The organism is Vibrio sp. 10N.261.54.A5, assembly GCF_041471145.1.
GTDB classification, from domain to species: domain Bacteria; phylum Pseudomonadota; class Gammaproteobacteria; order Enterobacterales; family Vibrionaceae; genus Vibrio; species Vibrio crassostreae_C.
Map to the genome: position 1 here is coordinate 1 of NZ_JBFRNU010000119.1, position 1,337 is coordinate 1,337.

Consider the following 1,337-nt stretch of genomic DNA (forward strand, 5'->3'; position numbering starts at 1 on the left):
GGCGTTGTTAATGATATGGACACTTCCACCCACCGTCTAAACTTATAGTCGGTAACATAAATGAGGAAGAGACCATGACCATTGCAACTTTAGGTATCGACTTAGCTAAATCTTCTTTTGCTCTTCACGGAGTAGATTCATCAGGCAAAGTTCTTTTGAAGAAAAATATCAGCAGAAAGAAGTTGTCCGAAACGTTGACCAATATGCCTCCTTGTCTTGTTGGTATGGAAGCTTGCTCCAGTGCTCATTATTGGGCAAGAGTATTCAAGCAATTTGGTCATGACGTTAAACTTATGCCTCCGCAGTTTGTTAAGCCCTATGTGAAATCAAATAAGAACGATACCGCTGATGCTGAAGCAATCTGTGAAGCGGTAACTCGCCCTAACATGCGTTTCGTACCTATGAAATCGATTGAACAGCAATCAATCCTTTCTGTTCACAAAGCTAGAGAAAGGTTAGTTTCAATGAAAACTGGCCAAACTAATCAATTACGTGGGTTGCTGGCTGAGTTTGGTCTTGTCTTTCCTAAAGGAAGTGCATCACTTAACAAGCAGCTCCCTCTGGTTTTAGAGGATGCTGAAAATAATTTGACGCCACCGATTCGCTGCGTGGTTACTCATTTAAAAGAACTAATTGATGAGCTTTCTTCACGAATTAGTGCGTTAACAAAAGAAATTGAACAATGGCACAGTACGAATGTTGATTCTAAAAGAATCGCAGAGATCCCTGGAATTGGCCCTATAACTGCCACCGCACTTGTTGCAAGTATAGGTGACCCCGCATCTTTTAATAATGGACGGCAGGTATCTGCATGGATTGGACTTGTACCTAAGCAGTTTTCAACGGGTGGCAAACAAGTATTGCTTGGTATAAGCAAGCGGGGGGATGGCTATTTACGAAGACTACTAGTGCATGGTGCAAGAGCTGTTCTTGGGCACTTAAAGCAACAGCCAACCACTTATACTCACCGCTGGTTGAATGACTTACTGAAACGAAAACACAAGAATGTTGCAATAGTCGCACTAGCTAATCGGAATGCTCGAATTGCATGGGCTTTATTGGCTAATCAGCAACACTATAATCCTGAATTACTATCTATCTAAAATTGCGCATGAAGTGGAAATGAGAAAACAGGTAAGACCGTGAGTATGGAACTCTGATTTGATCTTAGGACTTTCAAGTTCGTGTTGTTGATAAGAGCATGCTCAGCGGAAATCATTAAGAGTCCTTGAACTCGGATATATGTCTGCAATCTTTTACCTAAAACTTTCAGATTTACTACTTGCCAATAGGAAGTGTCCATATATGATCAAATCAGCTTGAAGATCAACGACACC

The 1,337-nt window shown here is 41.2% G+C and carries 1 protein-coding gene; it reads left to right on the forward strand.

Annotated elements, in window-relative coordinates; all coding sequences use genetic code 11:
- Positions 1 to 74 precede the first annotated feature (74 nt).
- The gene (locus AB4329_RS22425; protein WP_372139320.1) at positions 75 to 1,103 is read left to right on the forward strand and encodes an IS110 family transposase; all 1,029 of its coding nucleotides are present in this window, start codon (positions 75 to 77) and stop codon (positions 1,101 to 1,103) included.
- The last annotated feature ends 234 nt before the right edge of the window (positions 1,104 to 1,337 follow it).